15 protein-coding genes are annotated in these 17570 nt (G+C 69.7%); 13 read left to right on the top strand and 2 right to left on the bottom strand.

Annotation, left to right across the window (positions count from 1 at the left end; translation table 11 throughout):
* The first annotated feature begins 6 nt into the window (after nucleotides 1-6).
* The 7 genes from lspA to AB1K56_RS06615 all read left to right on the top strand — a co-directional run bounded on the left by lspA (nucleotide 7) and on the right by AB1K56_RS06615 (nucleotide 9740).
* The gene (gene lspA / locus AB1K56_RS06585) at nucleotides 7-660 is read left to right on the top strand and encodes a signal peptidase II (protein ID WP_371204997.1); all 654 of its coding nucleotides are present in this window, start codon (nucleotides 7-9) and stop codon (nucleotides 658-660) included.
* Between the two features lies 1 nt (nucleotide 661).
* Nucleotides 662-1585, top strand: a complete 924-nt coding sequence (locus tag AB1K56_RS06590) for an RluA family pseudouridine synthase (RefSeq protein ID WP_136587731.1) — start codon at nucleotides 662-664, stop codon at nucleotides 1583-1585.
* A gap of 188 nt (nucleotides 1586-1773) precedes the next feature.
* Complete coding sequence (gene dnaE / locus AB1K56_RS06595; protein WP_371205066.1) at nucleotides 1774-5238, top strand: DNA polymerase III subunit alpha; 3465 nt, start codon at nucleotides 1774-1776, stop codon at nucleotides 5236-5238.
* A gap of 107 nt (nucleotides 5239-5345) precedes the next feature.
* Nucleotides 5346-6653 (top strand): hypothetical protein, encoded by a 1308-nt coding sequence (locus tag AB1K56_RS06600; protein ID WP_371204998.1) that lies wholly within the window; start codon nucleotides 5346-5348, stop codon nucleotides 6651-6653.
* A gap of 253 nt (nucleotides 6654-6906) precedes the next feature.
* Entirely contained in the window at nucleotides 6907-8208 is a 1302-nt protein-coding gene (hisD, locus tag AB1K56_RS06605) for a histidinol dehydrogenase (RefSeq protein WP_371204999.1), read from the top strand.
* A 10-nt stretch (nucleotides 8209-8218) separates the two neighbouring features.
* A complete protein-coding gene (nrdR, locus tag AB1K56_RS06610) occupies nucleotides 8219-8704 on the top strand; it encodes a transcriptional regulator NrdR (RefSeq protein ID WP_136587728.1) in 486 nt (161 codons plus the stop codon).
* Between the two features lie 10 nt (nucleotides 8705-8714).
* Entirely contained in the window at nucleotides 8715-9740 is a 1026-nt protein-coding gene (locus tag AB1K56_RS06615; RefSeq protein WP_371205000.1) for a quinone-dependent dihydroorotate dehydrogenase, read from the top strand.
* A gap of 202 nt (nucleotides 9741-9942) precedes the next feature.
* Here the strand turns inward: AB1K56_RS06615 and AB1K56_RS06620 are convergent, their stop codons facing one another.
* Entirely contained in the window at nucleotides 9943-10515 is a 573-nt protein-coding gene (locus AB1K56_RS06620; protein ID WP_136587726.1) for a DUF3043 domain-containing protein, read from the bottom strand.
* 46 nt (nucleotides 10516-10561) lie between these two features.
* Here AB1K56_RS06620 and AB1K56_RS06625 point away from each other — a divergent pair, with 46 nt between their 5' ends.
* The 6 genes from AB1K56_RS06625 (at nucleotide 10562) to AB1K56_RS06650 (ending at nucleotide 16419) form a co-directional block, all read left to right on the top strand.
* On the top strand, nucleotides 10562-11956 hold the full coding sequence (locus AB1K56_RS06625) for a dipeptidase (RefSeq protein WP_371205001.1): 1395 nt from the start codon (nucleotides 10562-10564) through the stop codon (nucleotides 11954-11956).
* Nucleotides 11957-12028: 72 nt separating this feature from the next.
* Nucleotides 12029-12394 (top strand): iron-sulfur cluster insertion protein ErpA, encoded by a 366-nt coding sequence (gene erpA / locus AB1K56_RS06630; RefSeq protein WP_136587724.1) that lies wholly within the window; start codon nucleotides 12029-12031, stop codon nucleotides 12392-12394.
* Nucleotides 12395-12561: 167 nt separating this feature from the next.
* Nucleotides 12562-13440: a cytochrome c oxidase subunit II gene (gene coxB, locus AB1K56_RS06635; RefSeq protein WP_136587723.1), complete on the top strand. Its 879-nt coding sequence runs from the start codon at nucleotides 12562-12564 to the stop codon at nucleotides 13438-13440.
* Between the two features lie 2 nt (nucleotides 13441-13442).
* A complete protein-coding gene (gene ctaD, locus AB1K56_RS06640; RefSeq protein WP_136587722.1) occupies nucleotides 13443-15206 on the top strand; it encodes a cytochrome c oxidase subunit I in 1764 nt (587 codons plus the stop codon).
* A 3-nt stretch (nucleotides 15207-15209) separates the two neighbouring features.
* Nucleotides 15210-15626, top strand: a complete 417-nt coding sequence (locus tag AB1K56_RS06645; protein WP_076674925.1) for a cytochrome c oxidase subunit 4 — start codon at nucleotides 15210-15212, stop codon at nucleotides 15624-15626.
* Between the two features lie 4 nt (nucleotides 15627-15630).
* Nucleotides 15631-16419: a PP2C family serine/threonine-protein phosphatase gene (locus tag AB1K56_RS06650; protein WP_136587721.1), complete on the top strand. Its 789-nt coding sequence runs from the start codon at nucleotides 15631-15633 to the stop codon at nucleotides 16417-16419.
* 36 nt (nucleotides 16420-16455) lie between these two features.
* Here the strand turns inward: AB1K56_RS06650 and AB1K56_RS06655 are convergent, their stop codons facing one another.
* Nucleotides 16456-17424: an alpha/beta fold hydrolase gene (locus AB1K56_RS06655; protein ID WP_371205002.1), complete on the bottom strand. Its 969-nt coding sequence runs from the start codon at nucleotides 17422-17424 to the stop codon at nucleotides 16456-16458.
* Nucleotides 17425-17570 lie beyond the last annotated feature (146 nt).

Consider the following 17570-nt stretch of genomic DNA (forward strand, 5'->3'; position numbering starts at 1 on the left):
GACTCTTTGCGCAGTCGAAATCCTCTGCGACCGGCGGCGGCCGGCATCGTCATCGCGATCCTCGCGGTGCTGGTGCTGGCCGCCGACCAGTTGGCGAAGACCGCAGCCATCGACGCCCTCCCCCCGGAGCGCGTGGTCCCGGTCTTCGGCGACGTCCTGCAGTTCTATCTCGTCCGTAACCCCGGCGCCGCGTTCTCGCTCGGCGAAGGGGTCACGTGGCTGTTCACGATCGCTCTGGCGGTCGTCGCGGTCGTCATCGTCTTCCTCGCCGTGCGCCGCGTGCGTTCGCGGCTGTGGGCCGTCGTCCTGGGCCTGCTGCTGGGGGGCGTGCTCGGCAACCTCACCGACCGTCTCCTGCGCGAGCCGGGCTTCCCGGTGGGCCACGTCGTCGACTTCATCTCGACGCCGTGGATGATGCCGGCGATCTACAACGTGGCCGACGTCTTCATCGTCTCGATGATGATCTCCGTCGCCCTGCTGGTGCTGTTCGGGCTCCGTCTCGACGGCACACGGGAGACGCGCGCGTCCCGGGCGGCCGACGCGCAGGCGGCCGAGGCGCAGGCGTCCGGCGGGGCATCGGCCGAGGCCTCGACCCGAGTCCGCGCCGAGGGCGACGCCGGTGACGGTGTCGAACCCTCCGGCGAGCCGGGCGTCCGCTGACATGGAGTCCCGCAGTCTCCCCGTCCCCGACGGGCTCGACGGAACGCGCATCGACCAGGCGCTGGCGAAGATGCTGGGGTTCTCCCGCACCTTCGCCGCCGAGGTCGCCGACGCCGGGGGAGTGAGCGTCGACGGTCGCACGGTCGGGCGCTCCGACCGCCTCCGCGCGGGGTCGTGGCTCAGCGTGGAGTGGGAGCCCAAGCGCGAGCCCGAGATCGTGCCCGTCGCCGTGCCCGACCTCGGCATCGCCTACGACGACGATGACATCGTCGTCGTCGACAAGCCGGCGGGCGTCGCCGCGCACCCCTCGCTCGGATGGGAGGGGCCGACCGTGCTCGGGGCCCTCGCGGCCGCGGGGTTCCGCATCTCCACGAGCGGTCCGGCCGAACGGCGCGGTGTGGTCCACCGCCTCGACGCCGGGACGAGCGGGCTCATGGTCGTCGCGAAGACCGAACGGGCCTACACGCTGCTCAAGAGCGCGTTCAAGGAGCGCGAGGTCGAGAAGATCTACCACGCCGTCGTGCAAGGGCACCCGGATCCGCTCGCGGGGACCATCGACGCGCCCATCGGCCGTCACCCGCACCACTCGTGGAAGTTCGCCGTCACCCCCGACGGCAAGGACTCGGTCACCCATTACGAGACCCTCGAGGCCTTCCCCCGGGCGTCTCTGCTCGAGATCCACCTCGAGACCGGACGCACGCATCAGATCCGCGTGCACATGGCGGCCCACCGCCACCCGTGCGCCGGTGATCCGCTCTACGGGGCCGATCCGACGCTCTCGGCGCGTCTGGGGCTCACGCGGCAGTGGCTGCACGCTCATCGTCTGGCGTTCACCCATCCCGGAACGGGGGAGTGGGTGGAGTTCGCCTCGCCCTATCCGGCCGATCTCGCGCGGGCGCTGGAGATCCTCGGCGACGGCATCTGACGCGGCCGCCGCCCGCGCCGCGGTCGGTCGCAACGACCGCTGCGCCCGCTCGCGGTGACGCGCCCGGGAGGGAGCGGTCGGCTGGGCGTCCGCCCCGAACATCCACGGCCGATGTCGGAGGCCGAACGTAGACTCGACACGTGGCAGCAGACTCCTTCGTTCACCTTCACGTGCACAGCGAGTACTCGATGCTCGACGGCGCGGCGCGCATCGGCCCGATGGTCCAAGAGGCCGTCAAACAGGGCATGCCCGCGATCGCCGTGACCGACCACGGCAACACCTTCGCGGCGTACGAGTTCTACAAGACCGCGAAAGATGCCGGCATCAAGCCGATCATCGGCATCGAGGCCTACGTCACCCCCGGCACCCACCGCTCCGACAAGTCCCGCGTGCGATGGGGCACGCCCGAGCAGCAGAGCGACGACGTCTCCGGTTCGGGTGCGTACACGCACATGACGCTGCTCTCCGAGACCACCGAGGGCATGCACAACCTCTTCCGGCTCTCGTCTCGCGCGAGCATGGAGGGCTACTACTTCAAGCCGCGCATGGACCGCGAGCTCCTGCAGACGTACAGCAAGGGACTCATCGCCACGACCGGCTGCCCTTCTGGCGAGGTGCAGACGCGCCTGCGCCTGGGCCAGTACGACGCGGCGAAGGCCGCGGCGGCGGAGTTCCAGGACATCTTCGGCAAAGACAACTACTTCGCCGAGATCATGGACCACGGCCTCTCGATCGAGCGGCGCATCATGGGCGACCTGCTCAAGATCGCCAAAGAGCTCGACATCCCCCTGGTGGGTACGAACGACCTGCACTACACCCACCAGCACGATGCGACGAGCCACGCGGCGCTGCTGTGCGTGCAGTCCGGTTCGACGCTCGACGATCCCAAGCGCTTCAAGTTCGACGGCGACGGGTACTACGTCAAGTCGGCCGCCGAGATGCGCCAGGTGTTCCGCGACAATCCCGAGGCGTGCGACAACACCCTGCTCATCGCCGAGCGGTGCGAGGTCGCCTTCGACACCTCGGCCAACTACATGCCGCGCTTCCCGGTCCCCGACGGCGAGACCGAGGGCAGCTGGATGATCAAAGAGGTCGAGAACGGCCTCCACGACCGCTATCCCGGCGGCATCCCCGATGCGGTCCGCAAACAGGCCGAGTACGAGACCGACGTCATCCTGCAGATGGGCTTCCCGGGGTACTTCCTCGTGGTCGCCGACTTCATCAACTGGGCCAAGAACAACGGCATCCGTGTCGGTCCCGGCCGTGGCTCGGGGGCAGGTTCGATGGTCGCGTACGCGATGAAGATCACCGATCTCGATCCGCTCCAGCACGGGCTCATCTTCGAGCGGTTCCTCAACCCCGACCGCGTCTCGATGCCCGACTTCGACGTCGACTTCGACGACCGGCGCCGCGGCGAGGTCATCCAGTACGTCACCGAGAAGTACGGCGACGAGCGCGTGGCGCAGATCGTCACCTACGGCACCATCAAGGCGAAGCAGGCGCTCAAAGACGCCGGGCGCGTGCTGGGCTTCCCCTTCAGCATGGGCGACAAGCTCACCAAGGCCATGCCGCCGGCGGTGATGGGGAAAGACATGCCGCTCGACGGCATGTTCAACCCCGAGCACCCCCGCTACAAAGAGGCGAGCGAGTTCCGCACGCTCATCGAGACCGACGCCGAGGCGAAGACCGTGTTCGACACGGCTCTGGGGCTCGAGAACCTCAAGCGCCAGTGGGGCGTGCACGCGGCCGGCGTGATCATGTCGAGCGAGCCGCTGATCGACATCATCCCGATCATGCGCCGCGAGCAGGACGGCCAGATCGTCACGCAGTTCGACTATCCCGCGTGCGAGTCGCTCGGCCTGATCAAGATGGACTTCCTGGGGTTGCGCAACCTCACGATCATCAACGACGCCCTCGACAACATCGAGGCCAACCGCGGCCACCCGCTCGTGCTCGAAGACCTCGCGCTCGACGACGCGGCATCCTACGAACTGCTCGCTCGGGGTGACACCCTCGGCGTGTTCCAGCTCGACGGCGGTCCCATGCGTTCGCTGCTTCGCCTGATGCGTCCCGACAACTTCGAAGACATCTCGGCCGTGCTCGCGCTGTACCGCCCCGGCCCGATGGGCGTGAACTCGCACATCAACTACGCGCTGCGCAAGAACAAGCAGCAAGAGATCGAGCCGATCCATCCCGAGCTCGAAGAGCCCCTCGCCGACATCCTCGACACCACCTATGGCCTCATCGTCTACCAGGAGCAGGTGATGGCGGTGGCCCAGCGGGTCGCCGGGTACACGCTCGGACAGGCCGACCTGCTGCGTCGCGCGATGGGCAAGAAGAAGAAGAGCGAGCTCGACAAGCAGAAAGAGATCTTCTTCGGCGGCATGACCGAGCGCGGCTTCGGCGACGTCGCGCAGCAGACGCTGTGGAAGGTGCTCGAGTCGTTCGCCGACTACGCCTTCAACAAAGCGCACACCGCCGCCTACGGGCTCGTGTCCTACTGGACGGCGTACCTCAAGGCGCACTATCCCGCCGAGTACATGGCGGCCCTGCTCACGAGCGTCGGCGACTCGAAAGACAAGATGGCGGTGTATCTCAACGAGTGCCGTCGCATGGGCATCAGGGTGCTCCCGCCCGACGTCAACGAGTCGATCCGCTTCTTCGCCGCCGTCGGCGAAGACATCCGCTTCGGCCTGGGCGCCGTCCGCAACGTCGGCACGAACGTCGTCGACGGCATCGTCGCGGCCCGTCAGGATGCCAAGTACACGTCGTTCCATGACTTCCTGTCCAAGGTGCCGATGCACGTGGCGAACAAGCGCACCGTCGAATCGCTGATCAAGGCGGGCGCGTTCGATTCGCTGGGCTCGACCAGGCGTGCGCTCGTCGAGGTGCACGAGGACGCGTGCGAGGGCGCGGTGCTCGACAAGCGGCGCGAGGCGAACGGCGAGGTGGGGTTCGACTTCGACTCCCTCTGGGACGAGCCCCAGCAGGTCGTGAAGGTGCCCGAGCGGCCCGAGTGGACGAAGAAGGAAAAGCTCGCCTTCGAGCGCGAGATGCTCGGGCTCTACGTGTCCGATCATCCCCTCGCGGGTCTCGAGGTGCCGCTCGCCAAGCACGCGTCGACCTCGATCCACGACCTCCTGGCGTCGGAAGACGTGCAGGACGGCGACCAGGTGACGGTGGCCGGCCTCCTGACGAGCGTCCAGCACCGCGTGGCGAAGCAGAGCGGAAACCCGTACGGCATGGTCACCGTCGAGGACTTCAACGGCGAGGTGACCGTGATGTTCATGGGCAAGACCTACGCCGAGTTCGCCCCGGTGCTGCAGGCCGATTCGATCCTCGTGGTGCGCGGTCGGGTCTCCCGTCGCGACGACGGTCTGAACCTGCACGCGCAGAGCGCGTTCGCCCCCGATCTCGAGGGGCTCGACGAGTCGGGCGGTCTCACCCTGGTCGTGCCCGAACAGCGCGCCAACGAGGCCCTCGTCGGCGAGCTGGCGCAGATGCTCCGTCGGCACTCCGGTTCGACAGAGGTGCTGCTGAAGCTCCACAAGGGGGGAACGGCCAAGGTGTTCGAGGTGCCGATGCCGGTGCGCGTGACGGCCGACCTGTTCGGCGAGCTCAAGGGTCTGCTCGGCCCCAACTGCCTGGGCTGATCCGATCGGCGGACGCCCCGCCGATCCCTGAGACAACCCCAGCGGATGCTGAAGACCCGCCGGTTACGATGACCGGGCGCTCCGGCGCCCTGGGTGAAAGGACCCCCGTGAACGATCAGTACCCCCACGACGCGGCCGACCCCGACCGCGCCCACGTCGACGACCGCGTCCACGACCACGACCAGATCGCCCCGACGGCCGATGCCGCCACCTCGCGCGACGACGCGACGGCGTCCGAGCACGCCGCCAAGGCCGGCGCCCCCTCGGCGCACGATGCAGATGCACCCGTCGTCCCGCCGAAGCCCGAGGCCGAACCGCCGCACGACGCCCCGCACGAGGCGCACACCGTCGCGCCGGCCTCCGGCCGCGCCTCCGGACCGGCGTACGGCGTCGGCCCCTTCTCGGTGCGCGAGGTCGCCCTCCTGGGCGTCTGGATCGTCGCCTTCTTCGTCTCGTTCTTCCGCACCAACATCCTCGACTCCCCGTCGGGCGTGCTCGTCGGCGGAGGCAACGTCTGGCTCTCGGGCCTGTGGTGGATCCCCGCGGTCGCCCTGCCCACCGCGGCGATGGGCCTGATCGTGCTCCGCCGGCTCTCCCCGCAGGGCATCCGTCGCGTCGGATCGCTCGGGATCGACCAGTTCGCCTCGGTGGCCTTCTCGGTGTCCGCGCTGGTGTGGCTGTCGTGGGTGTGGGACACCGTCGCCGTCTTCGATCAGACCGGCATCTGGACCCGCTCCTGGGTCATCTGGGTCGAGACCGTCGTCCTGCTGGCGGGCGTCGTCCTCACGGTGTTCGCGCCGATCGTCCCTCCGTTCTCGGCCGACTTCCGCGACCGCGAAGAGATCCCCGCCCACCGCAACGCGCGTCCGATCCGTCCGGTCGTCCCGCGTCCGCGCACCCCTCGCGCCCCCCGCCCCGCCTCGGTCTCCGACGCGAGCGCCATCGACGCCGACGCGCCCACGCCGGGCAGTTACACCGGCTCGACCGATCTCCCGCACGACGGATCCGCCCCTGCGACCACGGTGCTGCCGGCCCAGCGCGGCGACGACACGGCGACCGACATCTTCGCTCCGCTCCACGCCGACACCGGTGCCCAGCCGCACCTCGGATCGGGCTCCACGGCGGGTCGTGACGACGCCGCCGCAGAGCATGGCCGCCACGGCGACGACCTGCACGACCACGGGGCTCACGACCACGGAGCCCACGACCATCACGATCACGCCCACGCGCAGGCGTTCTGGGCACTCGCTCCGGAGGAGCGCGAGATCGTCGACGACTACGGCACGCCGATCTTCCGCATCGGCCCGACGGCCTGGGCGCTCGTGATCGAAGACCGCGGAGAGACCTTCGTCGTCCGCCACGACGACGGTCGCATCGGCTATCTGCACGACGTCTCCGGAGTCACCCGCGGCTGACGCGCGGACGGGGCGGGAGGTCCGACGGCCTCCCGCCCCGTGGTCGCCCCCCCCCCCCCGGCGTGCGAATCGGGCCGCCCGTCCTCTACCGCGCCTGCTCGCGGTCGTCGGGCCGCCGATCACCGGCCGTACCCGCTCCCGCCCCGTCGCGTCGTCGCGCCCGCCCCTCGGCCCCTCCCGCGGCGGCTGAGCACAGGCTGCGAGCCCGAGCGAACGCGCCGGGGCGTCGCTGAGCGGCCGGTAGCCTGGACGCATGCTCCGCACGATCGATCTCCGCGGCCGCGTGCTCTCGCCGGCCGAGCTGCTCGCCGTCGTCCCGCGCGCCGACGCCGCGCGCGACGAGGCCCTCGCCACCGCCGCCCGACTGGTCGCCGACGTGGCCCATCGGGGCGAAGAGGCACTCCGCGAGCAGGCGGCTCGTTTCGACCGCGTGACCGACCACGCCATCCGCGTTCCCGCCGACCACCTCGACGAGGCGCTTCGCGATCTCGACCCCTCGATTCGCGCCGCGCTCGACGCGGCGATCTCGCGCGTGCGAACGGCATCCGCGGCCCAGGTGCCCGCCCCCGTCGTCACCGAGCTCGGCGAGGGCGCGCGGGTGACGCAGCGGTGGCAGCCCGTGCGTCGCGTGGGCCTCTACGTTCCCGGCGGCAAGGCCGTCTACCCGTCCAGCGTCGTGATGAACGCCGTGCCGGCTCAGGTCGCCGGCGTCCGCGAAGTCGCGCTCGCCTCGCCCCCGCAGGCCGAGTTCGGCGGGCGCGTCCACCCCGTGATCCTCGCCGCGGCGCGTCTTCTCGGCGTGACCGAGGTCTACGCGATGGGGGGAGCGGGCGCGATCGGGGCTTTCGCTCACGGGGTGGCCGAGATCGGACTCGACCCCGTCGACGTCGTCACGGGTCCGGGCAACAACTTCGTCGCCTCCGCCAAGCGCGCGGTCGCGGGGCGCGTCGGCACCGACTCCGAAGCCGGCGCCACCGAGATCCTCGTCGTCGCCGACGACACCGCGGTGCCGAACCTCGTGGCCGCCGACCTCGTCAGCCAGGCCGAGCACGACGAGCAGGCCTCGGCCGTGCTCGTGACCGACTCACCGGCGCTGGCCGACGCGGTCCGCGATGCGCTCCCGGCGCGCGTCGCCGCGACCCGGCACACCGAGCGCGTCACGGCGGCGTTCCACGGGCCGCAGTCGGCCGTCGTGCTCGTCGACGACATCGCGCAGGCGACCGCGTTCAGCAACGCCTACGCCCCCGAGCACCTCGAGCTGCACCTGGCCGATCCGCGACCGGAGGACTTCGTCAACGCGGGGGCCGTGTTCGTGGGCCCGTACACCCCGGTGAGCCTCGGCGACTACCTCGCCGGAAGCAACCACGTCCTGCCGACCGGGGGACAGGCGCGGTACAGCGCGGGTCTGTCCGCCGCGACGTTCCTGCGCCCGCAGCAGGTGGTCGAGTACGACCGGGCGGCGCTGTCGGTCGTGCGCGACGCGATCGTGACCCTCGCCGACGCCGAGGCCCTGCCCGCGCACGGCGAGGCCGTGACCGCGCGGTTCGACGACTGAGGGAGAACCGATGCACTGCCCGTTCTGCCGCAACCCCGACTCCCGCGTCATCGACTCGCGCACGAGCGACGACGGACTCAGCATCCGCCGTCGGCGCCAGTGCCCGAAGTGCGGGGGCCGGTTCTCGACGGTCGAGACCGCGAGTCTCAACGTGATCAAGCGGTCGGGAGTGGTGGAGCCCTTCAGCCGCGAGAAGGTCATGTCGGGCGTCCGCAAGGCCTGCCAGGGCCGACCGGTGACCGATGCCGATCTCGCGGTGCTCGCGCAGCAGGTCGAAGAGGCCATCCGGCAGACGGGCTCCTCCCAGATCGAGGCGAACGAGATCGGCCTGTCGATCCTCGGGCCGCTGCGCGAGCTCGACGAGGTGGCCTATCTGCGCTTCGCGAGCGTCTACCAGGCGTTCGACTCCCTCGACGACTTCGACTCCGCGATCGCCCAGCTGCGGGCCGATCACGCCGCCCGCCCCGCGCACGACGACCGCGACGCGGTCCAGTAGCCTGGCGGGGATGTATCCCCTTCTCTTCCGCACGGTCCTCTCGCGCCTCGACCCCGAGTTCGCCCACCACCTGGGCGCGCTCGTCATCCGTGGCGCCGGGGTCGAGCCCGTGGCATCCGTGGTCCGTCGATTCACCGCGCCGCGCGCGGATCAGCGCGTCGACGCTCTCGGACTGACCTTCGCGTCGCCGTTCGGCGTCGCCGCGGGCTTCGACAAGAACGTCACGATGGGCCGGGGCCTCGGCGCGCTCGGCTTCGGCCACGTCGAGGTCGGAACGGTCACCGCGCTGCCCCAGCCGGGCAATCCGAAGCCGCGCCTGTTCCGTCTGATCGCGGATCGCGCCGTGATCAACCGCATGGGCTTCAACAACGACGGGGCGGCCGCCGCGGCAGCCCGCCTGCGCCGTCTGCGCCGTGCCCGTCGGCGTCCGATCATCGGGGTGAACATCGGGAAGAGCCGCGTCGTCGCGGTCGAGGACGCCACCACCGACTACGTGCGCAGCGCGCGCCTGCTCGCGCCCCTCGCCGACTACCTCGTCGTCAACGTCTCGTCGCCGAACACGCCCGGGCTCCGCGGTCTGCAGGCCGTCGAGACGCTCCGGCCACTCCTCACCGCCGTGCGAGACGCCGCCGGGCGCACGCCTCTGCTGGTCAAGATCGCCCCCGACCTCGACGACGACGAGGTGCGCGACATCGCCCGTCTCGCGGTCGATGCGGGACTCGCCGGCATCATCGCGACCAACACCACCATCGCCCGGACGGATCTCGAAACGGATGCCGCCACGGTCGAGGCCGCGGGAGCGGGTGGCCTCTCCGGAGCGCCGCTGAAGAAGCGGGCGCTCGATGTGCTGCGTCTGGTGCGCGAGGTCGTCCCGTCCGCGTTCGTGGTGATCTCCGCCGGGGGAGTGGACACCGCCGACGACGTGCGCGAGCGCCTCTCCGCGGGCGCCACGCTCGTGCAGGGGTACACCGCGTTCCTGTACCGCGGTCCGCTGTGGGCGCGTCAGATCAACCGGGGTCTCGCCCGCGCGAGCTGACCCTCCCGGTCACCTCGCTCCGGTGCGGATGCCGCACCCCGGCGCCGCTCGCCGATGTGCGCCGACCCCGCCCGGGGAAACGCGAACGGCGCACCGCGTGAGGTGGTGCGCCGTTGCCGCTCGCGACGCGCGCCGACCCCGCCCGGGGGAACGCGAACGGCGCACCGCGTGATGCGGTGCGCCGTTGTCGTGAAGCCGATGATCAGGCGGGGTACTGACCGCGCTTGACCTGCGCCTTCGGCAGGCGCATGAAGCGCATCTGCACGGTGCGCATGGCCGCGTACCAGCCGAGTCCCTTCTCGAGGCGGCTCTCGCCGAACTTCTCCTTCGCGGCGCGCTTGACGCGGATGGAGGTGATGATCATGTCGCCCACGACGAAGAGGATGAAGATCCACAGCGCGACGAACGACCAGTACTGGAAGAACTGCACGGGGATGAGCGTCGCGACGATCACGAGCACCATGAAGGGCATGACGCCCTCGCCCAGGTGCCAGCCGGCGTCGACGAAGTCGCGCGCGAAACGACGCTGCGGTCCGCGGTCGCGCACCGGCAGGTAGCGCTCTTCTCCGGCGGCCATGCCGATGCGGGCCTTCTCGCGCTGTGCGGCGAGCTCGGCGCGGGCGCGGGCCTTCGCCTCCTTGGTGTCGGGCACGAGGGGCCGCTTGCGTGCGGCCTCCTGTTCGGCGCGCGAGGGCGTCGCGCGGCCCTTGCCCGATCCGAGCGCCGTCGAGTCGACGGGGGTGTCGTTGGGGGCGGGGGCGGGGGACTTGGCCACGGGAAACCTCGGTGATTCGCTGGTCGGGAGACTTAAGATTACCCGCATGACCCTCGACCTGTCCCGGCAGGAGGCTGTGCAAAAAGCAGCCGACGCCGGCATCCCCGCCGCCCTGGCCGATCTCGGCTCCCTCGTCCGCATCCCGTCCATCGCCTGGCCGGCCTTCGACCAGACGGCCCTCGTCCGCAGCGCCGACGCGGTCGCCGCCCTCCTCGAGGGGACCGGCGTCTTCGATTCCGTCGCGGTCACGCGCGCGGCGATCCCCGGTACCGACGAGATGGGGCAGCCCGCCGTCCTGGCCTCGCGTGCCGCGCGCAACGGCCGTCCCACCGTGCTGCTGTACGCGCACCACGACGTGCAGCCCCCGGGCGACGAGGCGCTGTGGGACTCCCCGCCCTTCGAGCCCACGCTGCGCGACGGTCGCCTCTACGGGCGCGGCGCCGCTGACGACAAGGCCGGGGTCATGGCGCACGTGGGTGCCGTCCGCGCCGTCGCCGAGGTGCTCGGAGACGATCTCGACCTCGGCATCGCCGTCTTCATCGAGGGCGAGGAGGAGTATGGATCGCGCTCGTTCGGCCAGTTCCTCGCCGACAACGCCGACGCGCTTCGCTCCGACGTCATCGTCGTCGCCGACTCCGGCAACTGGGACGAGCGCACGCCGGGCCTGACCGTGTCGCTGCGCGGGAACGCGCGCTTCACGCTCACCGTGCGCACGCTCGAGCACGCCTCGCACTCCGGCATGATGGGCGGCGCCGTCCCCGACGCGATGCTCGCCACCGTCAAGCTGCTCGCGACCCTGTGGGACGACGACGGAGCCGTCGCCGTCGAGGGCCTCGCCACGCGCGACGCCGAGACGCCGGCCTACGACGAGGCGACGCTGCGCGCGGAGTCCGGCCTGCTCGAGGGCGTCAGCCCGATCGGGCGCGACTCGATCCTCAGCCGCATCTGGAACAAGCCCTCCATCACCATCACCGGCTGGGATGCCACCCCGGTCGAGGCCGCGTCCAACACCCTGGCGCCGCAGACGAGCGTCGTCATCAGCGCGCGCGTCGCCCCGGGCCAGGATGCCGAGGAGGCCTTCGCCGCGGTGCAGGAGCACCTCCGCGCGCACGCGCCCTTCGGCGCGCAGCTGGAGTTCAGCGACGTCGACTGCGGCGACTCCTTCCTCGTCGACACCGGGGGATGGGCCGTCGAGGAGGCGCGCCAGGCGTTCGCCGACGGATACGGCGTGGAGTCGGTCGACGTCGGCATCGGAGGCTCGATCCCCTTCATCTCCGACCTCGTGCGGGAGTTCCCGACCGCGCAGATCCTCGTCACCGGCGTCGAAGACCCCCACGCGCGCGCACACAGCCCGAACGAGTCCCTGCACCTCGACACGTTCCGCAACGCGCTGGTCTCCGAGGCGCTGCTGCTGGCGCGGCTGAACGAACGCACCGTCTGATCGAGGCCGCCGGGGCGGGACGGGCGTAGACTCGTCTCGTCCCCGCGACCGATCAACCCGAAGGGCATCGCCATGACCGACACCACACTGTCGACATCCGCCGAGACCCGCGAGCACGGCGTCGGCCTGACCGCGGCCGCCTCCGACAAGGTGAAGAGCCTGCTGTCGCAGGAGGGTCGCGACGACCTGCGCCTGCGCGTCGCCGTCCAGCCCGGCGGCTGCTCCGGCCTCATCTACCAGCTGTACTTCGACGAGCGCTACCTCGACGGCGACAAGGTCGTCGATTTCGACGGCGTCGAGGTCATCGTCGACGACATGAGCGTGCCGTACCTCGACGGCGCGAGCATCGACTTCAAGGACACGATCTCGGAGCAGGGCTTCACGATCGACAACCCCAACGCGCAGGGCTCCTGCGCCTGCGGCGACAGCTTCCACTGAGCTCGGTCGGCGTCCCGGAACGCCGACGACACGGACCCCCGGGGGCCACGGATCGCACCGTGGAACCCGGGGGTTTCCGATGTCTCGGCACTGGACGAATGGCCAGAGAACGGTGAGAGGTTGCCGTAGACTGTCAAAGCTTCATCCACGACCCGGAAAGGTGCATTGTGCCCTCCAAACGTCGCCTTCGCTGGGCCGCGCTCCCTCTCGGGATCGCGTCCGTCGCACTCCTCTCGGGCTGCACCACGACCCAGCTGCACGGATTCCTGCCCGGCTTCGTCGATGACGGTACGCCTGCCACGAACCACACCGACATGGTCGCCGGTCTGTGGGTCAACTCGTGGATCGTCCTCCTCGCCGTGGGTGTCATCACCTGGGGACTGATGCTGTGGTCGGTCATCGCGTACCGCCGCCGTCGAGGCCAGTCGGGCCTTCCCGTCCAGCTGCGCTACAACATGCCGGTCGAGATCTTCTACACGATCGTCCCGCTGATCCTCGTCGTCGGTTTCTTCGCCTTCACGGCGCGCGACCAGAACACGCTCGAGACGCAGTACGACAACCCCGACGTGTCGATCACCGCCTACGGCAAGCAGTGGGCGTGGGACTTCCAGTACAACGGCCAGAAGGAAGACAACTCCGACGCCGTGTACTCGATGGGCGTCCAGGCGAAGGCCACGTCCGACGGCTACGACCTCCAGGACGTGCCGACGCTCTACCTGCCGGTGAACAAGACGGTCAAGATCGACCTGCGCTCGCGCGACGTCATCCACTCGTTCTGGATCATCGACTTCCTCTACAAGAAAGACATGTACATCGGTCGCGACAACGAGTGGTCGTTCACGCCCACCCGTGAGGGCACCTACGAGGGCAAGTGCGCGGAGCTCTGCGGTGAGTACCACTCCGCGATGCTCTTCAACGTCAAGGTCGTCAGCGAGACCGAGTACAACGACTACCTCGAGTCCCTCCGCCGTGCCGGCGACGTGGGCGACATCAGCGACCTGTCGCGTCTGCAGAACCTGACCACCGGCGTCGAAGGGAACGAGTGATCATGGCCACGACGCTTCCGCTCCAGGGGACGGGCCCTTCGCGCCCGACGACTCTCCCGCCGCGTCAAGCCGCACTGCTCAGCACCACGCGTGTGGAGCAGAAGGGCAACCTGGTCGTCAAGTGGATCACCTCCACCGACCACAAGACCATCGGATACATGTACCTGATCGCCTCGGTGATCTTCTTCATGCTCGGTGGTGTCATGGCGCTCATCATCCGCGCCGAGCTGTTCGAGCCCGGGATGCAGATCATCCCGACCAAAGAGCAGTACAACCAGCTGTTCACCATGCACGGCACGATCATGCTGCTCATGTTCGCGACCCCGCTGTTCGCGGGCTTCGCGAACGCGCTGCTGCCGCTGCAGATCGGCGCCCCCGACGTGGCGTTCCCGCGTCTGAACGCCTTCGCCTTCTGGCTGTTCCTCTTCGGCTCGACCATCGCCGTCTCCGGCTTCCTCACCCCCCAGGGTGCGGCCGGCTTCGGATGGTTCGCGTATCAGCCGCTCGCCAACGCCAGCTTCTCGCCCGGCGTAGGCGGAAACCTCTGGATGCTCGGTCTCGGCATCAGCGGTTTCGGCACGATCCTCGGTGCCGTGAACTTCATCACCACGGTCCTGACCATGCGTGCGCCCGGTATGACGATGTGGCGCATGCCGATCTTCTCGTGGAACACGCTGATCACGAGCATCCTGATCCTCCTCGCGTTCCCGGTGCTCGCCGCGGCGATCTTCGCCGCCGCCGCCGACCGCGTGCTCGGTGCGCACATCTACAGCCCCGAGAACGGCGGCGTCCTGCTCTGGCAGCACCTGTTCTGGTTCTTCGGCCACCCCGAGGTGTACATCATCGCCCTGCCGTTCTTCGGCATCGTCTCGGAGATCTTCCCGGTGTTCAGCCGCAAGCCGATCTTCGGGTACAAGACCCTCGTGTACGCGACCATCGCGATCGCCGCCCTGTCGGTGGCCGTGTGGGCGCACCACATGTACGTCACCGGCGGTGTGCTGCTGCCGTTCTTCGCCCTGATGACGATGCTCATCGCCGTTCCGACCGGCGTGAAGATCTTCAACTGGATCGGAACCCTGTGGCGCGGTTCGGTCACGTTCGAGACGCCGATGGTCTTCGCCCTGGGCTTCCTCGTGTCCTTCGTCTTCGGTGGTCTGACGGGCGTCATCCTGGCGTCGCCGCCCCTGGACTTCCACCTGTCCGACTCGTACTTCGTGGTCGCGCACTTCCACTACGTCGTCTTCGGCACGGTCGTGTTCGCCATGTTCGCCGGCTTCTACTTCTGGTGGCCGAAGTGGACGGGCAAGATGCTCAACGAGCGTCTCGGCATGGTTCACTTCTGGATGCTGTTCATCGGCTTCCACATGACCTTCCTCATCCAGCACTGGCTGGGTGTCGACGGCATGGTCCGCCGCTATGCGGACTACGCCGCGGCCGACGGGTGGACGTGGGAGAACCAGCTCTCCACCGTGGGATCGATGATCCTCGGCGCGTCGATGATCCCCTTCCTGCTGAACGTGTGGATCACCGCCCGCAAGGCGCCGCGCGTCACGGTCGACGACCCCTGGGGCTACGGTGCGTCGCTCGAGTGGGCCACCTCGTGCCCGCCGCCGCGTCACAACTTCACCTCGATCCCGCGCATCCGCAGCGAGCGTCCGGCGTTCGACCTCAACCACCCCGAGGCCGGTATCCCGGTCGGTGTGGGACCGGTCAAGGACGCGCCCGACACGCCCGTCGTCGATGCCGCAGCCGGAGAGGTCAAGTAAGACATGCGTACCAACGTCAACCTCTGGTGGATCATCGCGGTGTTCTCGTTCGGCATCGCGGCCGTCTACACGGTGTGGAGCCTGCTCCAGCACGGCGGTGTCGAGTGGGTCGGTACCGTGGCCCTCGCGTTCCTCGGCCTCATGTCGTCGATGATCGCATTCTACATCGGTCGCGTCCTCAAGGCGCAGCGCGGTGACCTCCCCGAAGACACCCTGACGGCCGACATCGACGACGGTGACCCCGAGATGGGCGAGTTCAGCCCGTGGTCGTGGTGGCCCATCGTGCTCGCGGCATCCGCGGCGATCGCCGTGATCGGCCTCGCCGTTGGCAGCTGGCTCGTGCCCGTCGGCTTCGCGGTGTTCGTCGTCGCGATCGTCGGCTGGGTCTACGAGTACTACCGCGGGTACTTCGCGCGCTGATCCCGTGCCCGTCCGTCTGAGAGCGGCTGCCGTCTCCGACGCCGGCGCCCACCGTGCCACCAACCAGGATGCCGCCTTCGCGGCATCCTGGGGGGCGGCAGTGGCCGACGGCGTCGGCGGTGGTCCGTCCGGAGACCTCGCATCCGCTGCCCTCGTGCACCGGCTCGTCGCGACGAGCGGCGGGGGGCTCGACGCGGACGGCCTGCTCGTCCGTATCCGCGAGGCCAACTGGGACATCCGCGCCCACGTCGAGCGCGACCCCGCCCTCGAGGGCATGGCCACGACGTTCACGGGGATCTTCCTCAGCGTCAGCGGGGAACTCCTCCTCGCGCACACCGGCGATTCGCGGGCCTACCTGCTGCGAGACGGGGAGTTCACGCGCGAGACGCGCGACGACTCCTACGTGCAGGCGCTCGTCGATCACGGCATCATCCCGCCGGAGGCGGCGCAGGCTCATCCGCGCCGTAACATCATCACGGCATCCCTCGGCGGCGCGGAAGGAGACGTCGTCTCCGTCGCGGAACGCCCGCCGCTCGTCGGCGATCGATGGATGCTGTGCAGCGACGGACTGACGGACTACGTTCCCGAAGCCGATGTTGCGCGTCTGATCGCGGAGGCGCCCGACGCGCACTCCGCCGCGGCATCGGCGGTGGCGCTCGCGCTCGAGGCGGGGACGCGCGACAACGTCACCGTGGTCGTGTGCGACGTCGTCGACGAGGATGCCGAGGGGCGCGAGCCGGTCTTCTTCGGCTCCGCGGCGCGGTGGTTCGCCGAAGACGTCGAGACCGCCTGATACGCGCCCGCGCTCACTCGCCCTCGTCGAAAACCGTCAGCTGTCGCTCGGCAGCTCATCGGCGAGGGCGAAGGCGTCGATGGCATCCTGTGCGATCTGAGCACTCCGCGGGCCCCCGTGTCCGTCCTCCTCGACGATCTCGAGGCGGCTACCGGGCCACGCGCGGTGCAGCTCCCAGGCGGTGCGCGCGGGTCCGCTGATGTCGCGACGACCGTGGACGAGCACGCCGGGGATGCCGGCGAGCTCGCCGACCCTCGCGAGGACGGCTTGGTCGCCGGGGAGGAAGCAGTCCCGCGCCCAGTAGTGCGTCACGAGGGTCGCGAAGTTGAGGCGGTGGCGCGGTTCCTCGTGCAGGAACCGTGACGTGCCCGCCATCGGACCGAGGGACAGGTGCGTCGCCTCCCACGCGTCCCACCGGTCGCCGGCGTCTCTCCGCACCGTGGGGTCGGGGTCGCGCAGCAGGCTCGCGTATCCCTCGATCGTGCGCTCACCGGGCGCGAGGGGCTCGCGCAGGGTCGCAAAGGCCTCCGGGAAGACCGCGGCGATCCCGTCGGTGATCCAGTCGATCTCCCAGCGCCCTCCGCTCGTGACGGCGAGGTTGACGATCTCGCTGACGCGGTCGGGCACTTCGAGGGCGTACGCCAGGGCGAGAGTGGATCCCCACGAGACGCCGTGCAGGAGCCACCGCCGGATGCCGAGGTGCGCGCGCAGGGCCTCGAGATCGGCGATGAGCTGGTCCATGGTCTGGTTCTCGAGGCTCGTCAGGTCGTCGGACGCCCAGGGCGTGCTCTGCCCGCATCCGCGCTGGTCGAGACCGACGATCAGGTACCGCTGCGGGTCGAAACGTCGGCGGTAGCCGCCCTTGCCCAGTCCGCCCCCGGGTCCGCCGTGCAGATAGAGGGCGGGGCGGCCGGAGGGGTTGCCCGAGGTCTCCCAGTACAGCCGGGCACCATCGGGCCGATCCAGGTATCCGGATGCGAACGGTTCGATCGGGGGATGCTGCATGGCCGCAGCCTACGACAGGCCCGTGGGAGGTCGTGCAACCGGGCGAGGCGACCCTCGGAGGCCATCCGGGACCGGCGGGACCCGGAACGGGTGACGGAGGAGCGCCAGATGGGCTCGGCAGCCGTCGGCGGAAGAACAGGTCGCCG

This window comes from Microbacterium sp. BWR-S6Y (genome assembly GCF_041379845.1).
Taxonomy (GTDB): Bacteria; Actinomycetota; Actinomycetes; order Actinomycetales; family Microbacteriaceae; genus Microbacterium; species Microbacterium hydrothermale.

Excerpts from the sequence above, each read along its gene's own strand:
- erpA (WP_136587724.1), top strand. The coding sequence starts at position 12,029 with ATGACCGACACCACACTGTCGACATCCGCCGAGACCCGCGAGCACGGC.
- AB1K56_RS06590 (WP_136587731.1), top strand. The coding sequence starts at position 662 with ATGGAGTCCCGCAGTCTCCCCGTCCCCGACGGGCTCGACGGAACGCGC.
- AB1K56_RS06645 (WP_076674925.1), top strand. The coding sequence starts at position 15,210 with ATGCGTACCAACGTCAACCTCTGGTGGATCATCGCGGTGTTCTCGTTC.
- nrdR (WP_136587728.1), top strand. The coding sequence starts at position 8,219 with ATGCACTGCCCGTTCTGCCGCAACCCCGACTCCCGCGTCATCGACTCG.
- AB1K56_RS06625 (WP_371205001.1), top strand. The coding sequence starts at position 10,562 with ATGACCCTCGACCTGTCCCGGCAGGAGGCTGTGCAAAAAGCAGCCGAC.
- ctaD (WP_136587722.1), top strand. The coding sequence starts at position 13,443 with ATGGCCACGACGCTTCCGCTCCAGGGGACGGGCCCTTCGCGCCCGACG.
- hisD (WP_371204999.1), top strand. The coding sequence starts at position 6,907 with ATGCTCCGCACGATCGATCTCCGCGGCCGCGTGCTCTCGCCGGCCGAG.
- AB1K56_RS06655 (WP_371205002.1), bottom strand. The coding sequence starts at position 17,424 with ATGCAGCATCCCCCGATCGAACCGTTCGCATCCGGATACCTGGATCGG.
- AB1K56_RS06615 (WP_371205000.1), top strand. The coding sequence starts at position 8,715 with ATGTATCCCCTTCTCTTCCGCACGGTCCTCTCGCGCCTCGACCCCGAG.
- dnaE (WP_371205066.1), top strand. The coding sequence starts at position 1,774 with ATGCTCGACGGCGCGGCGCGCATCGGCCCGATGGTCCAAGAGGCCGTC.